Origin of the sequence: Clostridium sp. DSM 8431 (genome assembly GCF_900116755.1) — a bacterium.
Classification (GTDB): Bacteria; Bacillota; Clostridia; order Clostridiales; family Clostridiaceae; genus Clostridium.
In genome coordinates this window covers 1-23,652 of record NZ_FPBY01000040.1, presented here as the reverse complement: position 1 = coordinate 23,652, position 23,652 = coordinate 1, and the positions used below count along the sequence as shown (strand labels likewise).

Sequence of the window (23,652 nt, the reverse complement as noted above, 5' to 3'; positions counted from 1 at the left end):
AGCCAATTTAGAAAAGTAACTAAAACAAAATTGATTTTTCCAAATGATGATAGCTTAATGAAGATCCTATATTTAGCCGTTGAACGCGTAGCTAAAAAATGGACCAGAAGCTATGCAGAGTGGGATTTAGTGGTTAATCAATTAAATATACTATTTAGTGATATTCTTGAAAAAAATGCATAATAAAAGGACTCTATAGTTAAGAAAATCTTAACAAAAAGTCCTAATAAATATTTGCCGTATTGTATATTATAGCCATACTTTGGGTATAATATACAATATAGATAACAAAAATTTTGTTACAATTTCAGACAAAATTGTTTAATAAATAAGATTCAATAATTTTGATTATTTCTAAGAAAAAGATAAGAATACACAAAATTATTTACAGGCTCTCATATCTTATTAAACTGCTTTAGCACCTCTTTCTCCAGTACGTATTCTAATGCAGTCACAAATATCAGTTACAAATATTTTTCCGTCTCCAACTTCATTTGTTCTTGCAATAGAAATAATTAAATTAACAACTTCCTCAACCTTTTCATCTTCCACAACAATTTTTATCTGAACCTTAGGAAGAACATTAATTAATATTTTATTACTTCTATAATTCTCAGTCCATCCCATTTGCTGGCCGCATCCAAGAACTTGAGTAATTGTAATTCCAGTTATTTTAGATTTAATTAAAGCATCCTTTAATTCTTCAAGTTTTGTAGGTCTTATAATAGCTTCTATTTTTTTCATAATTAACACCTCTTTTTAATCTAATCCCATAAATGATGGATAAGCAGATTCACTATGTTCTGATAAATCAAGTCCATTAGCCTCTTCAGACATTGATACTCTTATATTCATAAAGTGGCTTATAACTTTTAATATTATAAATGTCATTACAGCAGCAAGGGCTATAGTAATTACAATACTTACTATCTGAACTACAAATAATTCAGTATCTCCAAAGAATAATCCATTCCATCTAGCAGCAGGGTTTATAGAAGATTTTGTGAAAAGTCCTGTAGCAATTCCACCCCATATACCGCCAACACCATGACAGCCAAAGGCATCTAAAGCATCATCATAGCCAAATTTTTTCTTAACAACAGACATTGAGAAGAAACAAATAGGACTTACTAAAGCTCCAATTATTATAGAAGACCATATTGGTACAAAACCAGCACCAGGAGTTATAGCAACTAAGCCTAAAACAGCACCTGTAGCAGCTCCAAGTAAAGTTGGTTTTCCAAATTTAATACTTTCAATAAGCATCCAAGTAAGAAGAGCAGTGGCAGCAGAAGTATGAGTAGTTATAAGTGCATGAATAGCTAAACCATCTGCGGCAAGGGCACTTCCACCATTGAAACCAAACCATCCAAACCATAAAAGAGAAGCTCCAAGAAGTACAAAAGGAATATTGTGAGGCTTATAAGATATCATGCCGTACTCACGTCTTTTACCTAAAATAATACATGCTACAAGTCCAGTAACACCAGAACTTATATGTACAACATTACCACCTGCAAAATCTAAGGCACCCATTGCTTCTATAAGTCCGCCTTTTGCCCATACCATATGAGCTAATGGATAATATACTAGTAAAAGCCATACAGCAATAAAGATGAAAAGAGCTTTAAACCTCATTCTTCCAATAAGAGATCCAGTTATTAAAGCTGGAGTTATTATAGAAAACATCATTTGAAATGCAGCAAAGAGAACTTCAGGAATTGTACATGCATAAAGATCACTAGGACTCAAAGAAACATCTTTAAAAAATACATGATTAAAATTACCTATTATACCGCATACATCATCACCAAAGGATAAGGAGTAACCTACAATTACCCATAGAAATGAAGCAAGTCCACAAATAAAAAATGAAGAAAGTAAAGTGTTTAAAACATTTTTCCTTCTAACCATTCCACCATAGAAGAAAGCAAGTCCTGGTGTCATTAAAAATACAAAAGCAGTACTTAAAAAGATAAAGGCCGTATCGCCTGAGTTAATTTCCATAAAAAATCATTCCTTTCATAAGAAAAGGAGATAGCAGTAAATCTTTTATAAGACTTTACCACTATCTCCTTTGATAGTTGTTACAATATTTTCCGGATTAAATTGATAAAAACATAATATCAGAAAAATATAATAAATGGAATAGTTTTGATGAAGAAATGTAGAAGATTCAATAAATACTTAAGAAAATAAAGTAAATGAGTGTTTTTAATAAATATTATTTATTTTTAGGACATAAAAACTTATGTTATACTAGTTTATAGGAGGAAGATATAATGAATTCAAATAGTTTAAGTAATAGAACAAAAGGTATAATATTTATTATTATTTCAGCCTTTGGATTTGCTGCTATGTCAGCATTTGTAAAGCTTGCTGGAAACTTGCCATCATTCCAAAAAACTTTTTTTAGAAACCTTGTATCTTTAGTGGTAGCATTAAGTCTGGTGCTTAAAAGTAAAGATAGTTTATTTGGAAAAAGAGAAAATCAAAAGGTACTAATATTAAGATCTCTTCTAGGTACAGCAGGGATTATATGCAATTATTATGCAATAGACAGATTAATATTATCAGATGCTAATATGCTAAATAAATTAAGTCCATTTTTTGTTATTATTTTTTCAGCAATGTTTTTAAAAGAACATATTAATAAGCAACAGATTATAGGATTAGTTGTAGCTTTTATAGGAGTATTATTTGTTGTTAAACCTACTTTTAACTTTCAGATTATTCCAGCATTAGTTGGAATACTAGGAGGGGTATGTGCAGCAGGAGCTTATACATGTGTAAGAGCTTTAGGAGGAAAGGAAAAACCACATACAATAGTATTTTATTTTTCATTTTTCTCAAGTATTGTAATATTACCATTTATAATATTTGCATATGAACCTATGTCATTAATGCAATTTACATACTTAATATGTGCAGGTCTAAGTGCAAGCATTGGACAATTTGGAATAACATTTGCATATAAGTTTGCACCAGGAAAGGAAATATCAATATTTGATTATAGTAATATAGTTTTTGCAGCTATATTTAGCTTTACTGTATTTGGTGTAATTCCAGATGGATTAAGCTTTATAGGCTATCTAATTATATTTGCAGCATCACTATACATGTTCTTATATAATAGAAAACTTGATAGAATGATGAAATAATTAATTTATGGCATTAAAAAAGGAGCTATGTAAGCTCCTTTTTTAATACCTTTATTTAAGCATTATCTTGTAATGCAGCATATCCTTCTTCACCAGTACGTATCTTAATAACATTTTCTACGTCATAAACAAAGATCTTACCATCACCAATATGTCCAGTACATAATATTTTCTTAATATTATCAATAACTGTTTGTACTGGAATTGCACATACTACAATATCAACCTTAACCTTTGGTAATAGGTGAGTGTCATATTCAACACCACGATAATATTCAGTATGTCCTTTTTGCATTCCACATCCAAGAGCTTGAGTGACAGTGATTCCTGTAATACCCATGTTATCAAGGACTGCCTTTAATAATTCTAATTTATCTTGATTAATAATTATAGAAATCATAGTCATCTTCTTTGCTTCATCCTTTGGATAAACATTAGGTTTTATATTAGATAAATCTTTTCCAAAAGCAATTGGGCTTTGAGATGGCATAAAGTCAGCATAACTACTAGTAAGTCCGTGTTCTTTAATATCTAATCCTGCAATTTCTTCTTCCTCTGATACACGAAGACCTATTGTCTTATTTATTACATTGAATACTATAGTCATTGTCACGCTAACCCAAAGTATTACAGAAACAACTCCAATTATTTGTACTCCTAAGAAGTGAAAGCCTCCTCCATAGAATAAACCATCATTTACTGCAAATAAACCTGTTAAAATAGTTCCAACAGCACCACAGAAACCATGTACTCCAACAGCACCAACTGGATCATCTACCTTTAAAACTTTATCTACAAATTCAATACCAAATACAACAACAAAAGCAGCAATTAAACCTATAAAGAATGCACCAGTAGGAGTTACAACATCGCAGCCAGCAGTTATAGCAACAAGACCTGCAAGAGAACCATTAAGAGTCATAGAAACATCAGGTTTTTTATATCTTATCCAAGTTATTATCATTACAGCAGCAGTAGAAACAGCAGCAGCTAAGTTAGTAGTTATAAAAATAGTTCCCATAGATACTAAAGCATCATCACCAGTTGCACAAACAGTAGAACCACCATTGAATCCAAACCAACAGAACCATAAAATAAATACACCAAGAGCACCTAAAGTTAAGCTGTGACCAGGAATAGCATTAGGTTTGCCATCTTTTGAATATTTTCCAATACGAGGACCAAGAATTGTTGCACCAATTAAAGCTGCTACACCACCAACCATATGAACAGCAGTAGAGCCAGCAAAATCATGAAAACCTAGACTAGAAAGCCATCCACCTCCCCAGATCCAATGACCTGAAATAGGATAAACAACTGCACTTAAAATAACACTATATATACAATAAGAAATAAATTTAGTTCTTTCTGCCATTGCTCCGGAAACTATAGTGGCAGCAGTAGCACAGAAAACTGTTTGGAAAATTAAGAATACATAAGAAGGGATTGTGCTTGAATAATCACCACTTACCAAAATATCCAAACCACCAATTAACTTTCCATCTCCAGCAAACATAAGCCCGAAACCTAATATCCAGAAAACAATAGTTCCAAGAGCAAAGTCCATTAAGTTTTTCATAATAATATTTCCAGCATTTTTAGCTCTGGTGAAGCCAGTTTCTACCATGGCAAAACCAGCTTGCATAAAGAAGACAAGTACTGCCCCAATTAAAGTCCAAATAGTATCAACAGATGAATACATAATAATTCCCCCTTAAAATGAAATAAAAATAAAAATAAAAATAAATAGAATAAGGGCGTGTATTTTAAAAAAATACACGCCCTTGTGTTAAATAAATATATTAAATTATATTCTATAAATTAAGTCTGAGTAAGTTGGGAATGGCCAGTAGTCTTTACCAACTAATACTTCTAAGCTGTCTGCAGCAGCTCTTACAGCTGACATGGCAGGAACAATTTGTGATTTATAGAATGTTGCATTTTCTAATACGTCTGTGTAATTATCAACTTTAGTTAATAAAGTATTTAATTTTTCAACTTCTTCGTATAACTTATTAGCATATCCAGAAACTTGAGTTAAAATACCTTTTTCCATATCACAGCTATTAGCAAGACCAACTGCTTTCTTACTGATAATAGTATCACTTAAGTCTTTCATGAACTTAGTTACAGCAGGTAAGATTTGTTTTCTAGTCATATCAACAGTAGTTAATGCTTCAATATTTAGAACCTTTGAGTATTCTTCAAGAAGTATTTCATATCTAGCATGCATTTCAACTTCTGTGTAAATATTGTTAGATACAAATAAATCAATATTCTTTTGATCAATGTAGTGTGGAACAGCATCAACTGTAGTCTTAAGATTTAATAAACCTCTTCTTTCAGCTTCTTCAACCCATTCATCACTATAGTTGTTTCCGTTAAATATGATTCTTTTATGTTCTTTTAATGTTTTCTTAATTACAGCATCTAATGCAGATTTAAAGTCATCTTTACCTTCAAGTTCATCAGCAAATTCTTTTAAAGCTTCTGCAACTATTGTATTTAAGATTATGTTTGTACATGCTATTGAGAAAGAAGAACCAAGCATTCTAAATTCGAATTTATTTCCAGTAAATGCGAATGGAGATGTTCTATTTCTATCAGTAGTATCCTTGTTAAATTTAGGAATTATATCAACTCCAAGTTCAATTTTCTCTTCTTTCTTAGGAGAGTAAACAGAACCATTTAATATTGAATCTAATATGTCAGTTAATTGGTCACCTAAGAACATAGAAACTATAGCAGGAGGAGCTTCATTAGCACCTAATCTATGGTCATTACCAGCATTAGCAACTGATATTCTTAAAAGATCTTGATATTCATCAACAGCTTTAACTATTGCTGTTAAGAAAGTGATGAATTGTATGTTATTTTCTGGTTTATCACCAGGTTCTAATAAGTTTTCACCTTGGTCTGTACACATTGACCAGTTGTTATGTTTTCCTGAACCATTTATACCTTCGTAAGGCTTTTCATGAAGCAAGCATACAAGACCATGTCTTTCAGCAACTCTTTTCATAAATTCCATTGTTAATTGGTTATGGTCAGTTGCTTCATTAGTAGATGCAAATATTGGAGCAAGTTCATGTTGAGCTGGTGCAACTTCATTATGTTTTGTCTTTGCAAGAACACCTAGCTTCCATAATTCTTCATCTAAATCATCCATATATTCTGAAACTCTAGTTTTTAAATTACCAAAGTAGTGATCGTCCATTTCTTGACCCTTTGGAGGCATGGCACCGAATAAAGTTCTGCCAGTTAACATTAAGTCTAATCTTTGGTCATAGTATTTTTTGTCTACTAAGAAATATTCTTGTTCAGGTCCAACTGTTGTTGAAATTCTCTTGACATCATCTTTACCAAATAATTTTAAGATTCTTAAAACTTGTTTATTTAAAGCTTCTACTGAACGAAGAAGTGGAGTTTTCTTATCTAATGCTTCTCCAGTATATGAATAGAATACTGTAGGAATGCATAATACATTATTTTTTATAAATGCATAAGAAATAGGATCCCATGCAGTATAACCTCTTGCTTCAAATGTAGCTCTTAAACCACCTGATGGAAAACTTGATGCATCAGGTTCACCTTTTATAAGTTCTTTACCTGAGAATTCCATAATGATTTCGCCGCCATCAACAGGTGTAATGAAAGCATCATGTTTTTCTGCTGTGATTCCAGTCATTGGTTGGAACCAGTGAGTATAGTGAGTTACTCCTTTTTCTAAAGCCCAATCCTTCATTGCATTAGCGATAACATTTGCTATTTCAAGACTTAAAGGTGAATTGTTTGCTATAGCCTTTTTTAAGTCTTTATATGTTTGTTTTGGTAGACGCTCTTTCATTGTACGATCGTTGAATACCATACTACCAAAAAGTTCTGGCACATAATTTTTCTTGTCCATTATAAATCCTCCTCAATAATAAAAAATGGCACTGTACGTGCTAATAAACACATACAGCACCTTTGCTGTTAACCTAATTATAGTATCATTTACCATGAATTGCAATACCTATTAAAAAAATATTGACAAAAAAATTTGCTTACAATAGAATATAACATGTAAGAAAAATATAGGAACAAAGGCGTTCTAATAAGAGTGTATGTCTGCACTTTTATTAAGAGACGTCTTTTTTAATTTTAATTATTAAATAATTATTTCTACATATTTTTATAGAAAAATTTATCTTAAAAGATCCAATATTCTATTTGTGATTTTGGATTTTTTCTGCTAAGTAATTTTTACAATTCATATTTGGATAAACAAGGAATGGTGGTATAATAATATTTGATAATTTTAAGAATAGGGGGCTGTTAAAATTGGATCAAACAATTGCTGAAATATTAGAATTTGTAGAAGAAAATGATATCAAATTTATAAAACTTCAATTTTGTGATATCTTCGGGGAAATGAAAAATATATCAATAATGGCAAGTCAATTGAGAAAAGCATTTTTATATGGTATAAGCTTTGATGCATCCTCAATTAAGGGCTTTTTAAATATTGAAGAATCAGATTTGTTTTTATTTCCAGACCCATCTACACTAACAATATTACCATGGAGACCTCAAGAAGGTAGAGTAGCAAGATTTTTCTGCAATATAAAAACTCCAGAGGGTAAAATATTTGAAGGTGATTCTAGAAAAGTTTTAGAAGACGCAGTTCAAAAACTTTGGGAATTAGGGTATACAGCTAAGGTTGGTCCTGAATGTGAGTTTTATTTGTTTAAAACAGATGATGAAGGTGAGCCAATATTAATACCTCATGATACTGCAGGATATTTTGCAGTAGCTCCATTTGATAAAGGAGAAAACATAAGAAGAGAAATTTGTTTAACCCTTGAAGAAATGGGGTTAAAGCCTGAAACATCTCATCATGAATCAGGTCCAGGTCAAAATGAAATTGACTTTAAGTATGATGACGCTATTATATCAGCAGACAATTCTATTACGTTTAGAAATGTAATAAAAACTATAGCAAGTCTAAATGGACTTCACGCAAGTTTCATGCCTAAACCTATTATAGATAAAAGTGGTTCAGGACTACATATTAATATATCTATAGAAAAGGAAAATAAAAATTTATTCCATAATGATGGAAGTCATTCAAGGGAAGCTGAAAGCTTTATAGCAGGAATAATTGATAGAATGAGAGAAATTACTGCTATTTTAAATCCAACTATAAATTCATATAAAAGATTTGGAGCTTTTGAAGCACCTAAGTATATAACTTGGTCTCATAAAAACAGATCACAGCTTATAAGAATCCCAGCATCAAAAGGTGAATATAGTAGAATGGAACTAAGAAGCCCAGACAGTACGTGCAATCCTTATTTAGCTTTTGCATTACTTTTACATGCAGGAATGGAAGGAATTAAAATGAATAAGGTTCTTCCAGAATCAGTAGAAGGAAATCTTTATAACATGCAGATAGAAAAACAAAAAAGATTACCATTAAATTTAAAAGAAGCTTTAGATGAAATGGCAAAAAGTCAGTTTGTAAAAGATATTTTAGGAGAATTTATATATAACAAATTCTTAAGAAACAAATATAATGAGTGGAAGGATTATGAAGGTAAAGTAGCTACTCACGATGAAATAAGTGAGTGGGAAATGAATAATTATTTTTATAAACTTTAATTCTCTATAGTGAGTTTCTAGGAGGTGTTATATGAATAAAATATTATTGGTATGCAGTTCCGAAAGAGGAACTAAAGTATATACTGACAATTTGAGAAGTATGGGGTATGTTCATATTGACACTGAAAATAATGGAGGAGCAGCAAGAAGAAGATTACTTCGTGAAAGTTATGACTTAGTAATAATAGATACGCCCCTTAGAGACGAGTTTGGAAGTGATGTAGCTGTTAAAATTACTCAAACACAAAATAGTGGAGTTATTTTAATGGTAAAGTCTGAAAAATCTGAGCTAATTTCTTCTAAGGTTGAAGAATATGGGGTATTTGTTTTACCAAAGCCTTTCACTAAATCAATATTTCATCAAGGTATAAGGTTTGTTTTTACATCTTTAAAAAGATTTAGCATTATAAATAAAGAAAAGAACAAACTATTAAAGCAGGTTGATGATATAAAGAAAATTGATAGAGCAAAATGTCTTCTTATTCAGTATAACAATATGACAGAAGAACAAGCACATAGATATTTAGAAAAGCAGGCTATGGACACTAGATTAACTAGAAGAGAAGTAGCAGATAAAATAATTAATTGTTTAGGAGTTTAGAATATGGAATTTACTAAAATGCATGGTATAGGAAATGATTATATTTATTTCAATTGTATGAATGAAGAAATTGAAAATCCTGAAGAATTATCACTTAAGTTAAGTGATAGACATTTTGGAGTAGGAGGAGATGGAATAGTTTTAATTCTTCCATCTGATAAAGCAGATTTTAGAATGCGTATGTTTAATGCAGATGGTTCTGAAGGTAAAATGTGTGGAAATGCTTCAAGATGTATCGGTAAATATGTATATGAAAAAGAATTAACTGATAAAACAGAAGTTACTTTAGAAACTTTAGCTGGAATTAAAACATTAAATTTAACAGTTGAAGATGGCAAAGTTACTGAAGTTGAAGTTAATATGGGAATGGCAATTACAGATCCTAAAGAAATACCAGTATCTATAGATAAAGATATAGTAGTAAAGGAAAAAATAGATATGTGTGGAAAAGAGTATGAAATCACATGTGTTTCTATGGGAAATCCTCACTGCATAGTTTATATGGATAATATAGATGACTTAGAAATTGAAAAAATAGGACCTAAATTTGAAAACCATAAGTTATTCCCAGAAAGAATCAATACTGAATTTGTAGAAGTAATAGATAAAAATACTTTGAAAATGAGAGTATGGGAAAGAGGTAGTGGAGAAACTCTTGCATGTGGAACAGGGGCTTGTGCAGTAACAGTTGCTTCAGTACTTAATAATTATTGCAATAAAGATGAAGAAGTTACAGTAAAACTTCTAGGGGGAGATTTAAAAATTAAATATTTGTCTAATGGATTAGTTTATATGACTGGCCCAGCAGAATTTGTTTTTGAAGGAAGGATATAAAAATGAATAAAAAGTATATTTTTGTAACAGGTGGAGTAGTATCAGGATTAGGAAAAGGAATTACAGCAGCATCACTTGGAAGACTTTTAAAAAGTAGAGGTCTTAAAGTAGCAGCTCAAAAATTTGACCCATATATTAATATAGACCCAGGTACTATGAGCCCATTTCAACACGGAGAAGTGTTTGTAACAGATGATGGAGCAGAAACAGATTTAGATTTAGGACATTATGAAAGATTTATAGATGAAAACCTAAATAAATATTCAAATATTACTACAGGAAAAGTCTATTGGAATGTTTTAAATAAAGAAAGAAAAGGTGAATATCTTGGAGAAACAGTTCAAGTAATACCTCATATAACTAATGAAATAAAAAATCAAGTATATTCATTAGGAGAAGTAACTAATAGTGATATCATTATCACAGAAATTGGAGGAACTGTTGGAGATATAGAATCAACACCTTTCTTAGAAGCAATAAGACAAGTATCTCTTGAAGTTGGAAGAGAAAATTGCTTATTTATTCATGTTACATTAGTTCCATATATTGCTGGATCAGAAGAATTAAAATCTAAACCAACACAACATAGCGTTAAGGAACTTCAAGGTCTTGGAATTAAACCAGATATAATAATGTGTAGATGTGACATTCCAATGACTGAAGATGTAAAGAGAAAAATTGCATTATTTTGTAATGTAAAGAGTGATTGTGTTATAGAAAATAGTACAGTACCAGTTCTTTATGAAGTTCCTTTAATGTTAGAAAAGAGCCATTTCTCAGAAATAGTATGTAGAGAACTTGGTATTAAAGGAACAACTTGCAAACTTGATGAATGGACTGCACTTATTGAAAAGATAAAAGCTGCTAATGAAGAAGTCAAAATCGGTATTATAGGAAAATACGTTCAATTACATGATGCATATATATCAGTTGCTGAAAGTTTAAGACATGCAGGCTATGCAAATGGAGTTAACGTGACTATAGAGTGGATTGATAGTGAAAATATTACAAAAAATACAGTAGAAGAATTATTAAAAGACTGTAAGGGTATAGTTGTACCAGGTGGTTTTGGAAACAGAGGAGTAGAAGGTAAAATCGAAGCAGTTAGATATGCAAGAGAAAATGACCTTCCATTCTTAGGAATCTGCTTAGGAATGCAGGTTGCAGTAATTGAATATGGACGTAATGTTCTTGGTCTTAAGAATGCAAATTCAAGAGAATTTGATGAAATAACACCAAATCCAGTTATAGATTTAATGAGCAATCAAGTTGGAGTACAAAGTAAAGGTGGAACAATGAGACTAGGTTCATATCCATGTAAGGTAGATAAAAATAGTAAGTTATTTGAACTTTATGGTGAAACTTTAATTCATGAAAGACATAGACATAGATTTGAATTTAACAATGACTATAGAGACAAATACATAGAAGGTGGATTAACTTTAAGTGGTATTTCACCTGATGGAAGATTAGTAGAAGCAATAGAACTTAAAACAAATAAATTCTTTGTTGCTGCTCAATATCATCCAGAATTTTTATCACGTCCAAACAGACCACACCCATTATTTGTAGGATTAGTAAAAGCTGCAAAGGAGGATTAATATGTTAAAAATAAATAAAAACTATTTGAATTTAAAAGAAAGCTATCTTTTTTCAAACATAGCACATAAGGTAAGTGAGTATAAGGAAAAGAATCCAGATAAAAATGTTATTTCATTAGGAATTGGAGATGTTGTTTTGCCACTTGCTGAGCCAGTAATTGAAGCTTTAAAATCTGGTGTAGAAGATATGGCTAAGAAAGAAACTTTCCATGGATATGGTCCAGAACAAGGATATGCTTTTTTAAGAGAAACTCTTCAAGATTATTACAAAAGATATAATGTAGAATTAGAAGCTGACGAAATATTTGTAAGTGATGGTGCAAAGAGTGATTTAGGAAATATACTAGATTTATTTGATAAAGACAATGTAGTATTAATTCCAGATCCAGTTTATCCGGCATATGTTGATACAAATGTTATGGATGGAAGAAAGATAATATTTTCTGATAGTAATATTGAAAATAACTTCTTATCATTACCAGACTATAATGTTAAGGCAGATATTATATATATATGTTCTCCAAACAATCCAACAGGAGCTGTATATGATAGAGAAGGTTTAACTAAATGGGTTGAATATGCTAAGGAAATAGGAGCATTAATTTTATTTGATGCTGCATATGAAGCATTTATAGGAAGTAAAGAAATACCTCATAGTATATATGAAATACCAGGAGCTAAAGAATGTGCAGTTGAAATATGTTCTTTATCTAAAACAGCTGGTTTCACAGGACTTAGATGTGGTTATACAATAGTTCCTCATACATTAAAGTTTGATGGTGTAGAACTTAATAAGTTATGGCTAAGAAGACAAACTACAAAATACAATGGTGTTCCATATATAGTTCAAAAGGCAGCAGCTGGTGTATTTACTGAAGAAGGTTTAGAAAAGACTAGAGAAGTTATTGCATACTATAAAGAAAATGCAAGAATTATCGGTGAAGCATTAAAAGAACTAAACATTAGATATATTGGAGGAGAAAACTCTCCATACATTTGGTTAAAGTGTCCAAATAATATGAAATCATGGGACTTCTTTGATGTATTATTAGAAGAAGCTAATATAGTTGGAACTCCAGGTGCAGGATTTGGTGAAAATGGAGAAGGATATTTCCGTTTAAGCTGTTTTGCTGAAAGAGACAATGTATTAGAAGCTGTTAAGAGAATAAAAGAGTTAAAGTTTTAATTAATAAACTTAAAAAGCTGAGGGCCTTTAGGTCTTCAGCTTTTTTTGGCATATCAAGAAAAAAAAGTACGTATATTTATACTGATAATACAAAGATTTTTGGCATATGTAGCTGGAGGTATATATGGGATTATTAGAAAAAATAGAAAAGAGCAAAAAGTCACTTATAATAAATCAGATATGCAAAATACTAGAGAAGGATCCTGAAAAAAATATAGATAAGATATTTGCTACTATTAGAAAGCTAGTTAAGGATGAAGAAAGTATAAGTACTATTAATAAAATAGAAGAATATTATAACGACAATCCAGTAGTAAAAGAAGAGATTAAAAATATATTAAAAAATACAAATTCTAATTGCATGCAGAGCTTTTTTAGGAACTTTTTAGCTAATGCAGTATGGACTGGCATGCCAAAGAGAAAGAAATATTTTGAAGAGAAAGGTGTGAAGATTCCATTTTCTATTTTAATAAGTCCATCTATGAGATGTAATTTACATTGCAAGGGATGTTATGCAGCTGATTATCCTAAAGATGAAGGTTTAACTTATGAGGAAGTTGATAGAATAGTTAAAGAAGCAAGGGACCTTGGCATATATTATTTTGTGGTTTTAGGAGGAGAACCTTTCTTTGTTCAGTACATGTTTGACATATATAAAAAATATAATGATGTAATGTTTACTCCTTTTACTAATGGAAGTTTAATAAATGAAGAAATAGCAGAAAAATTAGTGAAGTTAGGTAATGTTATGCCTATATTTTCCCTTGAAGGTTTTGAAAAAGAAACTGATGAAAGAAGAGGAAAGGGAACTTTTCAAAAGGTAATGAAAGCTATGGACTTATTAAGAAAAAAAGGAGTTCCATTTGGAGTATCATCTGCAACTTCTACTCATAATATGGATACTGTATCAAGTAATGAATTTATTGATATGCTAATTAAAAAGGGTTCTAAAATGAGCTGGTATTTTATTTATATGCCAGTAGGAGAAAAACCTGATATTTCAAATATGCTAAAGCCAGAGCAAAGAATTGAGCTTGGAAGAAGGGTTAGAAATATAAGAAATACTAAGACATATTTTGCTATAGACTTTTTTAATGATGCTCCATATGTAGGTGGATGCATAGCAGGAAAGTTTTATTGCCATATAAACTCAAAAGGCGATGTTGAACCATGTATATTTGCCCATATATCAGAGGATAATATAAAGGAAAAGAAATTAATTGATGTATTTAAAGGTAATTTATTTAAAGAATTAAGAGAGAGACAGCCTTATAATGAAAATATGCTTATGCCATGTATGATGATTGATAATCCAAAGGTAATTAGAGAAGTAGCAAAAAAGGTTCAGGTACATCCAACAGAAGAAAGTGCAGATGCAATGCTTAATGATGAAGAATTTCAAAAAGAATTAGATAAACTTGCGTCAGATTTTAAACCTTATGCAGACAGGGCTTGGATAGAAGACTTTAATAGTAAAGGTAATGATGAATTTTCAAAGGGTTAAAATAAATTTATAAATTGACTGAATTAATGTATAAATATCTTTAATTCAGTTAATTTTTATATATAGATATAACTTATGTAGATATTGTTTAGAACTAAACTATAGTATAAAATTAAAATTATACCAAATAAAGAAATGAGGAATGAAAATGAGTTACATTATTTTATTAGTTGGATTTTTCTTATTAATTAAAGGGGCAGATATATTTGTAGATGGAGCATCTAATATAGCTAAAAAGATAGGTATACCTTCTGTAATAGTAGGACTTACAATAGTTTCAATAGGAACAAGTGCACCAGAACTATCAGTAAGTATAGTATCAGCCCTTCAAGGAACTAATGATTTAGTAATAGGAAATGTACTAGGTTCAAATATATTTAACACATTAGTGGTTTTAGGAGGTACAGCTATAGCAGCTCCAATAATTTTCAAAAAGAGCACTATAAAGAGAGATTATTTAGTTAATACATTAGTTGCAGTTTTAGTTTATATATTAATATTTGGCTTAACTTTTGGTGTGGATGGAGAAATATCAAGAGTAGACGGTATTATTTTAGTTGTTCTTTGCATTATATATATAATTACTTTAGTTATGGCATCCATAAAAAACGGAGTTAAAGAAGAGGATACTAAAAATATAAAAGTTCTTTCAAATTGTATAAGAATAATATGTGGTATTGCAGGTATAGTAATTGGAGGAAACTTAGTAGTTGATTCAGCAACAGATATAGCCCTATCTCTTAATATGAGTGAAAAACTTGTAGGTCTTACAATAGTTGCAATGGGTACATCTCTTCCTGAACTTGTTACATCAATAGTAGCTGCCTTAAAGGGAGAAAAGGAAATAGCTCTTGGAAATGTACTAGGATCTAATATTTTTAATATGCTATTAATTCTTGGAGCTTCAGTAACAATTAAATCAGCTAGTGTAGCAAGTGCTTTAGGAGTTGACTTCTTATTTTATATAGCTATAACAGTTCTTATAGGACTTTCAATATTCTTGAATAAAAGGCAAGAAAAGAAAATAGGAAGAGTAGAAGGATTTATATATATACTAGCTTATGCTGGATATATGGTTTACATAATAATGAGAGGATAAAAAATATATCAGAAGAATGTAGTATTCTTCTGATATATTTTTTTATGCTATATTATTCATTTCTATATTTAAGTTTTCTTCGGCTTCTATTTATTAGTCTTGTACTTCTATTTATTAGTCTTGTAATTGTTGAAACTAATATAACACCTAAAGCAAGACTTCCTGCACAAGCAAGGGTATGTAAAGCTAAGGTAATAGCTTCAGAGGTACTGTCTGTTATTATTTCATACATTGTATTATACATTCCAGCACCAGGTACAAGAGGTATAAGACAACATATTACTATAGTGGTAACAGGAGTTTTAAGAACTCTTGCAAAAACTTCAGAGTATATACTAAATATAATTGATGACAAAAACATTGCTATTACTTCTGAAGTACCTAAATTTAAGAATATTAAATAAGATAGCCAGCTTAATCCTCCACCTAATGATGCAAATATAAGATTTTTACCTTTTACATTAAAAATAATTCCAAATCCTAAGGATGCAATAATAGCAGCAAGTGTTTGAAGTAACATTATAGTTTTCCTCCTAATATATTTATGTAGAAGCTTAATACAGCACCAGCTCCAGTTGCAATAGCTACTGCAATAAGAAAGGCTTCAGCAGCTTTAGTAAGGCCAGATAAGTAATCAGCGGCAATTATATCTCTAGCTGCATTTGTAATAGCAAGGCCAGGAACAAGAAGCATAATTGCACCTATATTAGTTTTATCAACCTGTGAAGCAATATTAAGAGAATATAATGCTACAGATAAAGCTGAAGCAATAGCTCCACATATAGAATTTATAAAAAAGGAATTTACTGATATCCTTGAAAGAAGTATAGAAACATATTGAATTATAAAACCAATAATAGAAGCAGAGATAACATCTTTAACTGTACCTTTAAAAAGAAAAGCAAAACATCCTGCTGAAATAGCTGAAAATATTAAGGTTGTTAAAGTTGAATATCTATCATTTTGGTCTATTTCTTTTAATGAATTATATAAAGATTCTATACTAACATGTTTTTTTTCTGAAAGACGTGAAAGAGTATTAACTTTATCAATTTTATTTAAATCAACGCCTCTAGAAGTAACCCTTTTTAAAATGCTATAAGTCTTATCATTTTTATATATAGATACTATTATTCCAGTAGGTGTTACAAAACTGTCAGCTTTTTCAGCACCAAAAGATAAGCATATTCTACAGATTGTTTCTTCAACTCTATAGGTTTCAGCACCATTTTGAAGCATAATCTGTCCTGCATAGCTTGAAACTTGAAGAAGTCTATCCATATCCATAAAAAAATCTCCAATCATTAAAAAATATAAATGTATTATAGCATAGTATGGCGAAATATGTAGTAAACTTTATATCTACAAGCTTAAAAAATTAATATTATGTTAAGTAAAAATGAATAAATCTAAAAGAGTGAAATAAACTCGAATTTAATGTTGATAATTGAAAAAATTAAACGTATAATTTAATAAAAAGATAAATTGGGGTGACAGAAAAATGAATTTTGAAAATATATCAAAAGTAGATGAAGAAATATTCGGATTAATCCAAAAGGAAAAAGAAAGACAACAAAAAGGTATTGAGCTTATAGCATCAGAAAACTTTACAAGTCAGGCAGTAATGGAAGCAATGGGTTCATACTTAACTAATAAATATGCTGAAGGATATCCAGGTAAAAGATATTATGGTGGATGCCACGTAGTTGATGAAGTAGAAGATTTAGCTAGAAAAAGAGCTTTAGAGTTATTTGGTGGAGATCATGTCAATGTTCAACCACATTCAGGTTCTCAAGCAAATATGGCAGTATACTTCACAGTGCTTAAGCCAGGAGATACAATAATGGGGATGGACTTAAGTAATGGAGGACATTTAACTCATGGTTCACCAGTAAACTTCTCAGGAAAGCTATTTAACGTTGTTTCATATAAGGTTAATAAAGAAACAGAAGTAATTGACTATGAAGATGTAAGAAAGGTTGCTTTAGAATGCAAACCAAAGCTTATAGTAGCAGGGGCTAGTGCTTACCCAAGAATCATAGATTTTAAAAAGTTTAGAGAAATAGCAGATGAAGTTGGAGCATACTTAATGGTAGATATGGCTCATATAGCTGGTTTAGTTGCTGGAGGAGTTCATCCATCACCAGTTCCATATGCAGATTTTGTTACAACTACTACTCATAAAACATTAAGAGGACCAAGAGGTGGTCTTATAATCTGCAAGGAAAAGTTTGCAAAAGACTTAGATAAAAACATATTCCCAGGAATGCAAGGAGGACCTTTAATGCATGTTATAGCTGGTAAGGCTGTATGTTTAAAGGAAGCATTAGATCCAAGCTTTAAAGAATACGCAGCTCAAGTTGTGAAAAACTGTAAGGCTCTTGCAGATGAACTAGTAAATAGAGGTTTTAAGTTAGTATCAAATGGTACAGATAATCACTTAATACTAGTAGATTTAAATAATAAAGACGTTACAGGAAAAGAAGCAGAACAATTACTTGATTCTATTGGAGTAACTTTAAATAAGAATACAGTTCCAAATGAAACAAGAAGTCCATTTGTTACATCAGGAGTAAGAATAGGAACTGCTGCTGTTACTACAAGAGGTTTTAAGGAAGAAGATATGAAGGTAGTAGCAGAAATAATTGATGAAGCTATACAAAATAAGGATGGAGATTTAACTGCTCTTAGAGAAAAAGTAGTAGCATTAAGCGAAAAACATCCTTTATACTAATATTAATAAATTATAAGCCTTAGAGTATAATACTTTAAGGCTTATAATTTATTAATATATTAAGTTTTAAAAATTAACTTTTACAGAGGTTATAGGACCGCCATGACCAGGATATAAAAGCTTTAAATTTAAGCCTTCAATTTTATTGATGCTTTTTCTTAGCATATCTAAATCTTCAACTATAAGTGATTCACAGGGGTATAAAAAGTTCATAAATACATCACCTGCTATAAGTTCATTTTTATTTAGTAAGACTCCAATAGAACCTTTTGTATGTCCAGGTAAGTGAATAATCTTTGCATCAATACCAAAAGATTTTAAGTTTTGACCGTCCTCTAAAAAAATATCAGGTTCGAAATCGTCTACATTTGCTTTCTTAAAACTTTTTAAGAAAGCTTTCTTTGTTATATTTCCTAAAAATGAGTTAGAATTAGAATATATAGTGTTCATAAGATTATTCTTTGATAATTTGTAATCATCTTTATGCATAGCAATTTTTGTATTGAAATGTTTAGCTAAAAATGCAGCATTAGCAATATGATCATAGTGTCCATGTGTTAAAATAATTAAAGTAATATTATAATCTTTTAATTTATCTAGTAAGAAAGTTCGATATTTTTCTTTGGCTGTATCTATTAAGATTGCATAGCTACCATAGTGTATTAAATAGCAATTAACGTTGCCACAGCAGATGGTAATTATTTTGTACATGAAAGTCACCGCCTATCATAAATATAAATATATTATAACAATAACAGTAAAAAAATACAATATATGTAAATAGCATTAAATTAGAATAGGAGTTAAAATTGAAGAAATAGAGGTGTTGTTTTATGCGTTATATAGATTTTCACTGTGATACGGCAGGAAGAATGCTCTATGAAAATCAAGGTTTAAAAAATAATAATTTTAGCGTAGATATTAATAAAATGAAAAAAGGAAATGCATTAGCTCAGGTTTTTGCTTTGTTTATTGATGCAGGAGAAGTAAAAGATACTTATTTAGAATTTGAAAAAATGTATAAAAATCTTATTTTAGAACTTAAGAAAAATGAAGAGGAAATTGAAATAGTTACTAATATTAATGAGTTAAGTAAAGCAGAAAAGAAAGGCAAAATGGGAGCTTTTATATCTATAGAAGAGGGAGAAGTTCTTAAAGGAAATATTGAAAATTTAAAAAAGGTATATGATAAAGGAATAAGAATAATAACACTAACTTGGAATTATAAAAATAAGCTTGGCTATCCAAACTATAATTACCTATATAAAGATAATGGATTAACAAGTACTGGTATAGAAATAGTTAAGGAAATGGAAGACTTAGGTATAGTTCCAGATGCATCACATTTATCAGATGGAGGCTTTTATGATTTAGTTAAGACATGTAAAAAGCCATTTATTGCGTCTCATTCAAATAGTAGAAGTATAACTAATCATCCAAGAAATCTTACTGATGATATGATTAAGCTATTAGCAAATAGGGGTGGAATTATGGGTATTAATTTCTGTGCAGACTTTTTGGGGAAAAATGAAGTGTCTAGCATAGAAGATATGGTTTCTCATATTAAACATATTAAAAAGGTAGGAGGAATAGATGTTATTTCTATTGGAAGCGACTTTGATGGTATAGAAAATGAAGTGGAAATAAAGGACGCATCAGAAATTCAAAAGTTAGAAAATGCTTTAATAAAAGAAGGATTTACTTATGATGAAATAGAAAAGATATATTATAAAAATGCTTTAAGAGTATTATATGAAACTTTAAAATAGAAGTGAAGGATGAAGATACATGGGAAAATTAACAGGAAAAGTAGCTATAGTTACAGGAGCATCAAGAGGAATAGGAAGAGCTATTGCTCTTGAGTTTGGAAAAGAAGGTGCTTTTGTAGTTATTAATTATTCAAAAGATGAAGAAGGAGCCAGAGAAACTTATAGACTATTAAAGGAAATTGGGGTATCAGCATTAAAAATAAAGAAGGATATATCTATATTTGAACATAGCAAATCTATAGTAGAAGAAACCTTAAAACATTTTGGAAAGGTAGATATATTAGTTAATAATGCAGCAAGAAGTACTATAGGATTATTTATGGATGCATCTAAAGAAGATATAGACAGCATGATAAATATTAATTTATTAGGAGCTATGTACTTAACTAAGAATGCAATACCCCATATGATAGGAAATGGAGGAGCTATATTAAATATATCTTCAATGTGGGGAGAAGTAGGAGCTTCTTGTGAAGTTTTATATTCAGCATCTAAGGGTGGAATAAACTTATTTACAAGAGCACTAGCAAAGGAAATGGCTCCATCTAATATAAGAGTAAATGCTATTGCACCAGGAGTAATTGATACAAAGATGAATTCTTTTTTAAGTGATGAAGATAGAGAAGGCCTTGAAGAAGAAATACCAATGGGTAGATTTGGAAAGCCAAGTGAAATAGGTAAAACTGCAGTATTTTTATGTAGTGATGATTCAAGCTATATTACTGGTGAAATAATAAGAGCTGATGGTGGAATGATCTAATTAAAGATAAGAAAAAGAGGATTCAAGTTTAGTTTTGAATCCTCTTATTACTTATTCAAAGTCAGGTTCACATTTTGGAAGATAGAAATCAAATTCAACTCCCGTTTCAGTATTGTGAAGGCTATATTTAAACCCATGAAGTTCAAGAAGATTTTTTACAATAGGAAGACCGAGGCCCATACTATTAGTATTTCGCTGTCTGGATTTATCAAGTCTATAGAATTTATCAAATAAATGTTCAATTTCATTTTCATCTATATGGCTTCCTTCATTAAGAACTGAAACCTTAAAAATATCATCTTTTTCAGAGATTCCTAAAATTATATCCTGATTAGGTTCAGTATATTTTATTGCATTTGTAATTAAGTTAGTTAATACCTGTTCCATTTGGAATACATCAGCTGATATATAGGAATATTCAGTTTCAGGTTCAAAGTAAAGATTAAGATTTTTATCTAAAGCACTTTGTTTATGTTTAGATACAAGTTTATTTATTAGTCTGTTAATATTAAAGATTTCAAAGGATGGTTTTATAACACCTGATTCAAGCTTTGAAAGTTCAAGCATATTAACAACTAGTTTTCCCATCTTTTGAGACTCATCAATTATAGTTTCTAAATATAAAGTCTTTTTATCATCAGATACTATATTATCTTTAAGTCCTTCTGCATATCCTTCAATTATTCCAATTGGAGTTTTTAATTCATGACTTACAGAATCAACAAAGTCTTTACGCATATTTTCAAGTTGTCTTTCTTTATCTATATCTTCTTGTAGCTTCATATTTTTTTCCTTTAAATCATTAAGGGAAGCTTCAAGATTTGAGGATAAAAAGTTTAAAGTATTAGCAAGATAGCCTATTTCATCTCTGCTTTCAACTTTACATTTCTCTGAAAAGTCCATATTACACATTTTTCTTGCAACATTATTCATTTTAATTAATGGTTTAGTTATTAAGTTTGAATATAAGAAGGCAATTAAAACTGAAATAACTATAAAACCACTAAAGATATATATGTAGAATCTATTTATTGTTTGAGTAGCTTCTTTTATAGGTTGAATAGATGCTACAGATATTAAAATACAATCATTTTTTGTTTTTAAGGACATTGCTGTAGCAACACCTATTTTTATAGTTCCAGATATAGTATCTTGAAACTTTAAAGTTATTATTTTATTTTCATCAAAAAGTTTAGTCATATCATCTGGATCATTTAATATTTCATTTGCAAAGGAAGATAGAAGCTTATAATCAAAAGATGTATTGCCTGTGTTTTCCTTTAAGTGAAGTATCTGTCCATTTGATGAGCATATTCCTATCTTTGCATTAGTGGCTTCTTCAAAAGAATACATAGCATTAGTAAGAACTGTACTTGTATCTAATTCATAGGAGTACATAGTTTTAAAATTAGAAACTTCTTTGTAAAGTGACTTTGTTTTTGAAGATTCATAAAAGTATTGAAAAAAGAAAGCTTGAAATATTAATATTGTAGCCATTAAAGTAGTAAGCAATCCTAAGGTTATTACAAATAACTTTGCTGAAAGACTTGTAGATATCTTTTTTAACATTTATTTTGTCACCTCAAATTTGTATCCACTGCCCCTAACAGTTTTTATATAAGTAGCTTTTTCCCCAAGCTTTTCTCTTAATCTTTTAATATTAGTATCTACTGTTCTTATATCTCCGTAATAATCAATTCCCCATACATTATCAAGAATGTTATCCCTAGAAAGAGCTATGGCTTGATTATCAATTAAGTAAATTAAAAGTTCATATTCCTTTGGTGAAAGGGATAAAATATTATCATCTATTTTTACTTCACGAGATAATTTATTAATAATAATACCACCATAATTTTGAGAGCTAGAATCTACATCACTTTTTGTTCTCTTTAATAAAGCCTTGACTTTAGCCACAAGAACCTTAGGACTAAAAGGTTTAGTTACATAATCATCTGCACCTATATCATAACCTTCAAGCTTATCCTCTTCTTGGCTTTTTGCAGTTAGAAGTATTACAGGAAGAGTTGAGACTTCTCTTATTTTTTGCAAAGTAGTTAATCCATCCATTACAGGCATCATTATATCTAGAATAATAAGATCAATTTTATTATCTTTAAATATATCTAAAGCCTCTTGGCCATTTTCAGCTTCAAATATTACATAATCTTCAGTAATAAAATAGTCGCGCAGTAAAAATCTTATTCTAAATTCATCTTCGACAATTAATATATTTTTTTTCATAAGGTAATCACTCCAAATTTTTAATTTTACACACACTGTTATTTACATTATATTATAAATTTTAAAGGATATAAATTAGAATAGTAGAATTAATATATTGTAATGTTTAAGAAAAAATATTATATTAAGAGTTGCTATAATAAAAAAGGAGAGTTTAAATGTTAAAATTTAATTTTGATTAAGATGGCTACGCACACTCATGACTTTAGTTATGAGTTAGTAGCCAAAATAGTCAGCATATAGAGAAATTTATATGTAGAGATAGGCAAGAGACCTATCCAATACTACTTGAATTGCTGGGAACTCCTAAAGCTAACTAAACCACAACGTAAGCATGAAATAAAGTTAAGCGTGAGGGTTACGAAAGTAGAAAGAATTAGTTAGATGGCATAAGGTTAAATCCTAAGTGCTTATACAATGGATAATCAGCAGGTAAGCTCTAAATAGGAGAAACTTCAACGACTATCCCTCCTGAGGGGAGTACACTACAAGCTATTGGTAGTGGAAGTGGGTAGA

General features: G+C 30.1%; 20 protein-coding genes and 1 pseudogene. 12 read left to right on the top strand and 9 right to left on the bottom strand.

Features of this window, described 5'->3' with window-relative positions:
• Positions 1-183 (top strand): annotated as a pseudogene (locus BM384_RS17905) (IS256 family transposase); the annotation flags it as partial.
• Positions 184-405: 222 nt separating this feature from the next.
• Here the strand turns inward: BM384_RS17905 and BM384_RS05900 are convergent.
• Together BM384_RS05900 and BM384_RS05895 are read right to left on the bottom strand one after the other, a co-directional pair.
• On the bottom strand, positions 406-744 hold the full coding sequence (locus BM384_RS05900; RefSeq protein WP_090012041.1) for a P-II family nitrogen regulator: 339 nt from the start codon (positions 742-744) through the stop codon (positions 406-408).
• A gap of 15 nt (positions 745-759) precedes the next feature.
• Positions 760-2,007, bottom strand: coding sequence for an ammonium transporter (locus tag BM384_RS05895; RefSeq protein ID WP_090012039.1), 1,248 nt, complete (start codon positions 2,005-2,007; stop codon positions 760-762).
• 275 nt (positions 2,008-2,282) lie between these two features.
• Here BM384_RS05895 and BM384_RS05890 point away from each other — a divergent pair, with 275 nt between their 5' ends.
• On the top strand, positions 2,283-3,161 hold the full coding sequence (locus BM384_RS05890) for a DMT family transporter (RefSeq protein ID WP_090012037.1): 879 nt from the start codon (positions 2,283-2,285) through the stop codon (positions 3,159-3,161).
• A 55-nt stretch (positions 3,162-3,216) separates the two neighbouring features.
• Here BM384_RS05890 and BM384_RS05885 read toward each other — a convergent pair whose 3' ends face one another.
• Together BM384_RS05885 and BM384_RS05880 are read right to left on the bottom strand one after the other, a co-directional pair.
• Entirely contained in the window at positions 3,217-4,863 is a 1,647-nt protein-coding gene (locus BM384_RS05885) for an ammonium transporter (protein ID WP_090012034.1), read from the bottom strand.
• Between the two features lie 105 nt (positions 4,864-4,968).
• Positions 4,969-7,068: a glutamine synthetase III family protein gene (locus BM384_RS05880; RefSeq protein WP_090012032.1), complete on the bottom strand. Its 2,100-nt coding sequence runs from the start codon at positions 7,066-7,068 to the stop codon at positions 4,969-4,971.
• 416 nt (positions 7,069-7,484) lie between these two features.
• On the opposite strand from BM384_RS05880, the gene glnA reads away from it, so the two are divergent.
• The 7 genes from glnA (at position 7,485) to BM384_RS05845 (ending at position 15,629) form a co-directional block, all read left to right on the top strand.
• Positions 7,485-8,804 (top strand): type I glutamate--ammonia ligase, encoded by a 1,320-nt coding sequence (gene glnA / locus BM384_RS05875; RefSeq protein WP_090012030.1) that lies wholly within the window; start codon positions 7,485-7,487, stop codon positions 8,802-8,804.
• Positions 8,805-8,835: 31 nt separating this feature from the next.
• Positions 8,836-9,405, top strand: coding sequence for an ANTAR domain-containing response regulator (locus BM384_RS05870; RefSeq protein WP_090012028.1), 570 nt, complete (start codon positions 8,836-8,838; stop codon positions 9,403-9,405).
• Between the two features lie 3 nt (positions 9,406-9,408).
• Positions 9,409-10,239 carry a diaminopimelate epimerase gene (gene dapF, locus BM384_RS05865; protein ID WP_090012026.1) on the top strand — a complete coding sequence of 277 codons (831 nt, stop codon included), beginning with the start codon at positions 9,409-9,411 and terminating at the stop codon, positions 10,237-10,239.
• Between the two features lie 2 nt (positions 10,240-10,241).
• Positions 10,242-11,840, top strand: a complete 1,599-nt coding sequence (locus BM384_RS05860; protein ID WP_090012024.1) for a CTP synthase — start codon at positions 10,242-10,244, stop codon at positions 11,838-11,840.
• 1 nt (position 11,841) lies between these two features.
• Positions 11,842-13,026, top strand: a complete 1,185-nt coding sequence (locus BM384_RS05855) for an LL-diaminopimelate aminotransferase (RefSeq protein WP_090012022.1) — start codon at positions 11,842-11,844, stop codon at positions 13,024-13,026.
• A 124-nt stretch (positions 13,027-13,150) separates the two neighbouring features.
• Entirely contained in the window at positions 13,151-14,530 is a 1,380-nt protein-coding gene (locus BM384_RS05850) for a radical SAM/SPASM domain-containing protein (protein WP_090012020.1), read from the top strand.
• Between the two features lie 148 nt (positions 14,531-14,678).
• The gene (locus BM384_RS05845; protein ID WP_090012018.1) at positions 14,679-15,629 is read left to right on the top strand and encodes a calcium/sodium antiporter; all 951 of its coding nucleotides are present in this window, start codon (positions 14,679-14,681) and stop codon (positions 15,627-15,629) included.
• A gap of 52 nt (positions 15,630-15,681) precedes the next feature.
• Here the strand turns inward: BM384_RS05845 and BM384_RS05840 are convergent, their stop codons facing one another.
• Complete coding sequence (locus BM384_RS05840; RefSeq protein WP_090012016.1) at positions 15,682-16,149, bottom strand: threonine/serine exporter family protein; 468 nt, start codon at positions 16,147-16,149, stop codon at positions 15,682-15,684.
• Positions 16,149-16,916 (bottom strand): threonine/serine exporter family protein, encoded by a 768-nt coding sequence (locus BM384_RS05835; RefSeq protein ID WP_090012014.1) that lies wholly within the window; start codon positions 16,914-16,916, stop codon positions 16,149-16,151. The genes BM384_RS05840 and BM384_RS05835 overlap by 1 nt, the downstream gene beginning before the upstream one ends.
• Positions 16,917-17,130: 214 nt before the next feature.
• Between BM384_RS05835 and glyA the strand changes: the two genes are divergently transcribed.
• On the top strand, positions 17,131-18,363 hold the full coding sequence (gene glyA / locus BM384_RS05830) for a serine hydroxymethyltransferase (protein ID WP_090012012.1): 1,233 nt from the start codon (positions 17,131-17,133) through the stop codon (positions 18,361-18,363).
• 66 nt (positions 18,364-18,429) lie between these two features.
• Here glyA and BM384_RS05825 read toward each other — a convergent pair whose 3' ends face one another.
• On the bottom strand, positions 18,430-19,074 hold the full coding sequence (locus tag BM384_RS05825) for an MBL fold metallo-hydrolase (RefSeq protein WP_090012010.1): 645 nt from the start codon (positions 19,072-19,074) through the stop codon (positions 18,430-18,432).
• A 122-nt stretch (positions 19,075-19,196) separates the two neighbouring features.
• On the opposite strand from BM384_RS05825, the gene BM384_RS05820 reads away from it, so the two are divergent.
• Both BM384_RS05820 and BM384_RS05815 read left to right on the top strand, forming a co-directional pair.
• The gene (locus BM384_RS05820; protein ID WP_090012008.1) at positions 19,197-20,132 is read left to right on the top strand and encodes a dipeptidase; all 936 of its coding nucleotides are present in this window, start codon (positions 19,197-19,199) and stop codon (positions 20,130-20,132) included.
• A gap of 19 nt (positions 20,133-20,151) precedes the next feature.
• Positions 20,152-20,892, top strand: a complete 741-nt coding sequence (locus BM384_RS05815) for an elongation factor P 5-aminopentanone reductase (protein ID WP_090012006.1) — start codon at positions 20,152-20,154, stop codon at positions 20,890-20,892.
• 51 nt (positions 20,893-20,943) lie between these two features.
• On the opposite strand, the gene BM384_RS05810 is transcribed toward BM384_RS05815, so the two are convergent.
• Positions 20,944-22,461 carry a sensor histidine kinase gene (locus BM384_RS05810; protein WP_242945958.1) on the bottom strand — a complete coding sequence of 506 codons (1,518 nt, stop codon included), beginning with the start codon at positions 22,459-22,461 and terminating at the stop codon, positions 20,944-20,946.
• Positions 22,462-23,136 carry a response regulator transcription factor gene (locus tag BM384_RS05805; RefSeq protein WP_090012004.1) on the bottom strand — a complete coding sequence of 225 codons (675 nt, stop codon included), beginning with the start codon at positions 23,134-23,136 and terminating at the stop codon, positions 22,462-22,464.
• Positions 23,137-23,652: the final 516 nt, after the last annotated feature.